Annotated in this window: 8 protein-coding genes; 3 read left to right on the top strand and 5 right to left on the bottom strand. The window is 74.0% G+C overall.

Translation table 11 applies throughout. The features are described from left to right. The coding region (locus ETD96_RS38780) for an alpha/beta hydrolase (RefSeq protein ID WP_171069445.1) at positions 1-311 on the top strand (311 nt) is incomplete at its 5' end. Between the two features lie 4 nt (positions 312-315). On the opposite strand, the gene ETD96_RS38775 is transcribed toward ETD96_RS38780, so the two are convergent. Both ETD96_RS38775 and ETD96_RS38770 read right to left on the bottom strand, forming a co-directional pair. After that, positions 316-822 carry a hypothetical protein gene (locus ETD96_RS38775; protein WP_138641475.1) on the bottom strand — a complete coding sequence of 169 codons (507 nt, stop codon included), beginning with the start codon at positions 820-822 and terminating at the stop codon, positions 316-318. A 5-nt stretch (positions 823-827) separates the two neighbouring features. Further along, complete coding sequence (locus ETD96_RS38770) at positions 828-1,445, bottom strand: hypothetical protein (protein WP_138641474.1); 618 nt, start codon at positions 1,443-1,445, stop codon at positions 828-830. Between the two features lie 243 nt (positions 1,446-1,688). Here ETD96_RS38770 and ETD96_RS38765 point away from each other — a divergent pair, with 243 nt between their 5' ends. Further along, a complete protein-coding gene (locus ETD96_RS38765; RefSeq protein ID WP_138641473.1) occupies positions 1,689-2,174 on the top strand; it encodes a hypothetical protein in 486 nt (161 codons plus the stop codon). A gap of 43 nt (positions 2,175-2,217) precedes the next feature. On the opposite strand, the gene ETD96_RS38760 is transcribed toward ETD96_RS38765, so the two are convergent. The 3 genes from ETD96_RS38760 to ETD96_RS38750 are packed head-to-tail and all read right to left on the bottom strand — an operon-like array spanning position 2,218 to position 5,049. After that, positions 2,218-3,264, bottom strand: a complete 1,047-nt coding sequence (locus tag ETD96_RS38760) for an ABC transporter substrate-binding protein (protein WP_138641472.1) — start codon at positions 3,262-3,264, stop codon at positions 2,218-2,220. A 41-nt stretch (positions 3,265-3,305) separates the two neighbouring features. After that, complete coding sequence (locus ETD96_RS38755) at positions 3,306-4,214, bottom strand: ABC transporter permease (RefSeq protein ID WP_138641471.1); 909 nt, start codon at positions 4,212-4,214, stop codon at positions 3,306-3,308. Further along, positions 4,204-5,049 carry an ABC transporter ATP-binding protein gene (locus tag ETD96_RS38750; protein WP_205719679.1) on the bottom strand — a complete coding sequence of 282 codons (846 nt, stop codon included), beginning with the start codon at positions 5,047-5,049 and terminating at the stop codon, positions 4,204-4,206. Before ETD96_RS38750 ends, ETD96_RS38755 begins: the two co-directional genes overlap by 11 nt. Before the next feature lie 170 nt (positions 5,050-5,219). Between ETD96_RS38750 and ETD96_RS38745 the strand changes: the two genes are divergently transcribed. Then, positions 5,220-6,646 (top strand): sensor histidine kinase (locus tag ETD96_RS38745; RefSeq protein WP_138641470.1); only part of this gene is annotated, 1,427 nt, incomplete at its 3' end.

Genomic DNA, 6,646 nt, shown 5'->3' with positions numbered 1-6,646 from the left:
GGCACCTACCCGCCCGCGCCACCTGGCCGTTCACCGCCGACACTGCCGTCGGCAACGGGTTCGTCCAGGAGTGCCTGCACTGGCCGTGGTCGCGGCACACCGCCGAACCGCACCGGACGAAGCTCTCCGTCCCGGTCCTGCTGCTGAGCGGCGACCGCGACCTGTCCACGCCGCTCGAATGGGCGCGGGAGGAGCTCCGCAACGCCCCGCGCGGCCGGCTCGTCGTGGTGAAGGGCGCCTCGCACTCCATCCAGAACCGCGAGCGCGGAACGCAGGGGCGCGAGGCGGTCTACCGCTTCCTCAACGGCTGAGCCTTCACGAGGCGCAGACGCGGTCCAGCAGGTCCCGGTAGCCGCGCAGCGCCAGCCGGAGCCGCTCGGTGTCGGCCTGCCCGCCGCCGTCGAGGCCGTCCGACAGCGCCCGCCGGTGCGCGGCGATCGCGCGGCCGAGGGCCTCGGCGGCCTCGGCGGCCAGCTCGTCCGCCCGGCGGACCGCGGCGCCCGGATCGTCGACGAACGCGGACTGCACCTCGCGCCAGCGCTCCCGGAACCGCTCGGTCTCGGCCGGGTCGAACAGCCCGTCCGGGACCGCGGCGGGCCCGGGGGCCGCGAGGGGTCCGGTGTCCGCGGTCGGTCCGGTGTCCGCGGTTGCTCCGGTGTCCGCGGCGGGCTCGGGCTTCACGGCGGGCATGGGGTCCGGGGCCGTGTCCGGGACGGGCTCCGGCGCGTCCGCCACCGGGGGCTCCGGTGCGGGACCGGCGACGCGGGTGTCGCCGGGCAGGCCCGGGGCCGGTACTCGCTCAGCGTGCCGCCTGTGCTCCATGGGGGTCAGCTCCTCGGGGTCTCGGTGGACGCCGGCGCCTCGGGCGCGGGCGCGGGCCCGTCCGCGGCGTGCCGCCCGGCCCGCTCCCGGCCGGGTGCGCCGAGCAGTTCCTCGAACAGGGCGCGGTAGTGCACCATGGCCTGCCGCAGCTCCTCGGTGGACGCCTCCCTGGACGCGGCCCTGCCGCCGATCGCGTGGGCGCGCCGGTAGTGCTCCATCGTGCGGCCGTGCTCCACGGACAGGTGGGCGACCTTCTCCTCGAACCCGTGCGTGGGGTAGCCGCGCTCGCCCATCACGACCGTGACGAGCCCGTCGGCCTGCTCGACCGCCGCCGCCGGCGTGTCGACGAACCGCTCCTGAACGCGGACCCACTGCTCGTGGTACTGCTCGCGCTTGCCCGGGTCCAGCTCGCGCAGCTCCAGCTCCTCGTGGCGCCGCTCGCGGGAGAGCAGCTCCCGCTCGGCGGCCGCGCGGCCGCCCGCGTCCCGCACGGCCCGGTCGTACTCGGGGCCGAACCGCCGCCTGAGCCGCCGCGTCCGGGACCTGGTGCGGGCCAGGTGCGCCGCCGCGGCGAGGACGGCGACGACGACTACGGCGATGACGACCCATATCGCGGTCGACATGGTCTCCTCCAGCGTGCGTCGGATCAGGATGAGACCGCGATGCCCGGTCAATGGCGTTCAAAACGAACCACCAAGAAACGGTCATCCGCCGCAGGCCGGTTATGGAGCCGGGTGAGCTGCGGCTCTGGACAAGGTCATCTGAGTGGATTTACTGCGCTATGCCCGACTCGCATGTTGTGATTGGGGCGCTACCGGAATGATGCGCGCCCTGCGGCGGGCGCGCGCGAATGGATGTGATGCGCGGTGCGCCACGCGTTCGGCCTCGTCCTCGGCGTCCTGCTGACCCCAGCCCTGCTGTACGGCGCCGCCTGGGGCTACGTGCAGGCCGGCCGGTCCTTCGACGGCACCGGGCAGGAGATCACCGACCGCACCCGCATCTACGGCGCGTTCGCCCTGCTCGCCGCCGTCGGCCTGGTGACGGGCGTGGTCATCGTCGCGCGCTGGGCGTCGCCGCTGGTCTCGCTGGTGCCCGCGCTCGCGCTGCTGGGCCTCTCCGGCTGGTTCCTGGCCGACCCCGGCACCGTCCTCGACCTGCCCGGCCGGGTGCCGCCGGCGGGGGACCTGGACGCCGGGCTGCGCATGCTGCTCGGCTCCGGCCTGTACGCGATGATGGGATTCGCGCTGCTGATGCCGGCCTGGGCGCCGCGCCGCTGGGGTTCCGAGCGCGACGACGACGCCGCCGACCTCGACTTCTACAACGCGATGGAGCGCGGCGGCCGCGCCCGCTGAGGCCCGGCCGCCGCACCCCCCGCTCAGGACCGCTCCGCCTTCGTCACTGCTTCGCCTTCGTCACGAACTGGGTCGTGTAGGTCTTCGACAGGTCGATCCGGTCCTTCATCTCGCCGACCTCGGGCGAGAACTGCGCGAGCACCTTCAGGACGTTCTCCGCCGCGTCCGGCTTCATCACGCCGTCGCCGTTGAACATGCCGGCCGAGTCGCCGATCGCCTTCTCGTACAGCTTCGGGTCGCCGCCGGCGTAGTCCGCCGGCATCTTCGCCGCGATCTCCGCCGGCTGGTGCGCCTTGATCCAGCCGAGCGTCTTGACGAACGCGTTCGCGAGCTTCTGCACGGTCTCCCCGTGCGACTTCACGTACGCGCAGTCCATGTAGAGGGAGCTGGACGGGTACAGCCCGCCGAGCGCCGCGCGGGTGCCCTCCTCGGTGCGCATCTCGACCATGACCTTCGCCTTGCCGGTGCTGACCAGCTTGGCGATGGTCGGGTCGGTCGTCATGCCCGCGTCGATGCCGCCGTTGTCCATCGTGGAGATGAACGTCTGCCCGGCGCCCGCCTTCACCGTCGTGTAGTCGGACGTCTTGACGCCGTTGCGCACGGCCAGCGCGCGGGTGATGAAGTCGGTGGACGAGCCGGGGCTGGTGACGCCGAGCTTCTTGCCCTTGAACGCGGCCGGCGACGTGAGCTCGCCCGCCTTCGACGCCGCGACCATCTCGGCCTCGCCGGGGACGTCGGCCATCTGCACGACGCTCTGCACGCACTTGCCCTTGGTCTGCAGGTGGATGGAGTGGTCGTAGAAGCCGACGACGGCCTGCACGTCGCCCGAGATGAGGACGTTCTCGGCCTGCGCGCCGGCGGGCTCGGTGAGCAGCCGCACGTCGAGGCCCTGCTCCTTGAAGTAGCCGAGCCGCTCGGTCAGCTTGGCCGGCAGGTAGATGACCTTGTCGATGCCGCCGACCATGATCTTGACGGTGCCGCCGGAGCCGGCGTCCCCGCCGGCGCGGGAGCCGCGGCAGGCGGACAGGCAGGACAGGGCGGTGAGGGCGGCGAGCGCGGCGGCGCTCGCCCGGACGGTGGTGCTGGGCATGGCGGTTCTCCGGTCGTGCGGGGGTGGAAGGGGAACGGGGTTCAGATCTGGACGTCGTGGCCGGAGACGGACGGGCGCCAGCGCAGCAGCCGGCCCTCCAGCAGCGTGAGCAGCCATTCGGCGAGCAGGGCCAGCACGGTGATGATGATCATCCCGGCGTAGATCCCGGCCGCGTCGAAGGTGCCCTGCGAGTGGTTGATGAGCAGGCCGAGGCCCTTGTCGGCACCGGTGTACTCGCCGACGATCGCGCCGATGATGGCGAACCCGAACGCCGAGTGCAGCGAGGCGAGGATCCAGGACGTGGCGCTCGGCACCACGATCGTCCACAGCACCTGTAGCCGGCCCGCGCCGAGGATCCGGGCGTTGTTCACCAGGTTCCGGTCGACCTCGCGGGCGCCCTGGAAGGCGTTGAAGAACACCGCGAAGAACACCAGCACGAACGCCGTCGCGATCTTGGACTGCATGCCGAGCCCGAACCAGATGATGAACAGCGAGGCCAGGATGATGCGCGGGATCGCGTTGACGGCCTTGATGAACGGCGCGCACACGTCCGAGAGGAACCGGCTGCGGCCGAGCACGATGCCGAGGACCACGCCGCCCGCCGCGCCGAGCGCGAAGCCCGCGACGGCCTCCTGGAGGGTGACGGAGATCTGCTCCCAGATCGAGCCCTGCGAGGTGCCGTCGGTGAACCAGCCGGCCAGCCGCTCCCAGATCTTGGACGGCATCGAGTAGTAGAACGGGTCGATCCAGTGCCGGGCGGCCAGCTCCCACGACCCGAGCCAGGCCGCGACGAGCGCGGCCCGGACGGCGTTGATGCCGGCGGCGCGGCGCAGCCCGGCGGTGCGGGCCCGCGCGATCGCCGCGAGCTCGCCGCCGTCGCGGTCACCGGTCCCGGCCCCGGCCGGGCCCGCGGCGGGCGCCTGCGCGATGGTCTCCGCGTCACGCGGCATGGCCGGCCCCCCTCTCCCGGGTGATCTGGACCTCTTCGCGCAGCGAGTCCCACACCTCGCGGTAGATGTCGAGGAACCCGCCGGTGAGGCGGACCTCCTCGGCGTCGCGCGGCCGGTCGAGCGGCACCTCGAACACGGCCTTGATGGTGGCGGGGCCCGCGGTCATCACCACGACCCGGTCGGACAGCACGAGCGCCTCCTCCAGGTCGTGGGTGACGAACACGACGGCCGCCCCCGAGCCCGACCACAGGCGCAGCAGCTCGTCCTGCATCAGGCCGCGGGTCTGGACGTCCAGCGCGGAGAACGGCTCGTCCATCAGCAGCACGGACGGCTCGTTCACCAGGGTCTGGGCGAGGGCGACGCGCTTGCGCATGCCGCCCGACAGCTGGTGCGGGTAGTAGCCCTCGAACCCCGCGAGGCCGACCCGCGCGACCCAGTCGCGGGCCTGGTCGCGGGCCGCGCGGCGGGACGCGCCCCGGTAGCGGGGGCCGGCCGCGACGTTGTCGAGCACGGACCGCCAGGGCAGGACGGCGTCGTTCTGGAACATGTAGCCGACGCCGTCCGGGATGCCGTCCACCGGCCGGCCCTGGACGAGGACGCGGCCCGCGGACGCCGGTTCGAGGCCGGACACCAGGGACAGGGTGGTCGACTTGCCGCAGCCGGTGGGGCCGACCACGGCGACGAACTCGCCGGGCCCCACGCTCATGTGCAGGTCGCGGACGGCCGTGTGCACGCCGCCCGCCGACCGGAAGCGCTTGGTGGCGCCGTCCAGCTCGATGACGGGCCCGGCGGGCCGCTCGGTGCGCTCCTCTGGGGAGCTCGCTTGTTCGGACACGGCCGCACCGTACGGATGTGGCGCGCGTCACCGGAACCCTTGCCCGCGATGTGCTCGCAAGCCGCGAATCCCCACGTTGCGCGCGTTACCGCGACTTCTGCGCGTTGTGCGCACGGTTCCGCCCGCGGGGGGCTGGGCGGCCGGGCCGGCATCGATTACGGTGACACGTCATGTCCGTGCGGCCCCGCATCTCCTTCGCCCGGCAGGTGCTGATCCTGCAGGTCGGCGTGGTCGTCGTGGTGGCCGTCCTCGGCTACGGCCTGGTCGCGTGGATGCTGGACGGCCGGCTCCGCGACCAGTACGGCCAGCGGGCGCTCACCGTCGCGCGGTCCGTCGCCGCCGACCCGGAGATCCGCGACGCGGTCGCGGCCGGCGACCCCGGGCGCACCGTCCAGGACCGGGCCGAGCGGGTCCGCCGCCGCACCGGGGCGCTGTTCGTCGTGGTGACCGACCACCGGGGCCTGCGCCTGTCGCACCCCAACCCGGTCCGCCTCGGCGAGCGGGTGAGCACCGACCCGTCCGACGCGCTCGCCGGGCGGGAGGTCGTGCGCGTCGAGCGCGGCACGCTCGGCCTGTCCGCGCGCGGCAAGGTTCCCCTGTACGGCCGGGACGGCGGCGTCCTCGGCGAGGTCAGCGTCGGGTTCGACGCCCGCGCGATCGACCGCGAGCTCGGCCACGTGCTGCGCGAGATGTCGCTGTTCGTCGCGGGCGCGGTCCTGCTCGGCGTGGCCGCGTCCGCCGCGATCGGGCGGCGGCTGAAGCGGCAGACGCTCGGCCTCGAACCCTACGAGCTGGTCGAGCTGGTCCACGAGCGGGAGGCGGTGCTGCACGGCGTCGGCGAGGGCGTCGTCGCCGTCGACACCGAGGGGAGGATCGCGGTCTGCAACGACGAGGCGGCGCGGCTGCTCGGCGTCACGCCCGAGCGCGGCGCGCCCGCCGGGGACCTCGCCGCCGAGGGCACGCTGCGGGACGTCCTGACGGGCCGCCGGGAGGCCGCGAACCTGTTCGTCACGGCGGGCGAGCGGGTCCTCGTCGTCAACCGGCGGCGGGTGCGCCGCGACCGCCGCGACCTCGGCGCCGTCGTCACGCTGCGCGACCGCACCGACCTGGAGACCCTCGCCCGCGAGCTGGACTCGGTCAGCACCCTGTTCGACGCGCTGCGCGCGCAGCGGCACGAGTACGCCAACCGGCTGCACACGCTGTCCGGGCTGCTCCAGCTCGGGCACGCCGCGGAGGCCGCCGACTACGTCGGGGCGCTGATGGAGGACGCGGCCCGCCGCGCGCCCGCGCCCGACACCCTGCCCGACCCGGTGTCGGACCCCTACCTGCGCGCGTTCCTGTCGGCCAAGTCCGCGGTCGCCGCGGAGAAGGGCGTCCGGCTCGACATCGGCGCCGCCAGCTACGTGCCCGGCCGCGTCGCCGACGCCCTGGACGTGACGACCGTCGTCGGCAACCTGGTCGACAACGCCGTGGAGGCCGCCCGGCTCGGCCGCCGGCGGCCCGCCCGCGTCGAGGTCGAGCTGCTCGGCGACGGCGCCGACCTGCACGTCACCGTCACCGACTCCGGCGACGGCCTGCCGGACGGGCTGCGCGAGGC

It is taken from the genome of Actinomadura geliboluensis (assembly GCF_005889745.1).
Classification (GTDB): Bacteria; Actinomycetota; Actinomycetes; order Streptosporangiales; family Streptosporangiaceae; genus Spirillospora; species Spirillospora geliboluensis.
Note: the sequence above shows the minus strand (reverse complement) of the source record. Positions and strands in the feature narration are given on the sequence as shown.

Coding starts and splice junctions, on each gene's coding strand:
- ETD96_RS38775 (WP_138641475.1), bottom strand. CDS start 822: ATGGAGCACAGGCGGCACGCTGAGCGAGTACCGGCCCCGGGCCTGCCC.
- ETD96_RS38770 (WP_138641474.1), bottom strand. CDS start 1,445: ATGTCGACCGCGATATGGGTCGTCATCGCCGTAGTCGTCGTCGCCGTC.
- ETD96_RS38760 (WP_138641472.1), bottom strand. CDS start 3,264: ATGCCCAGCACCACCGTCCGGGCGAGCGCCGCCGCGCTCGCCGCCCTC.
- ETD96_RS38755 (WP_138641471.1), bottom strand. CDS start 4,214: ATGCCGCGTGACGCGGAGACCATCGCGCAGGCGCCCGCCGCGGGCCCG.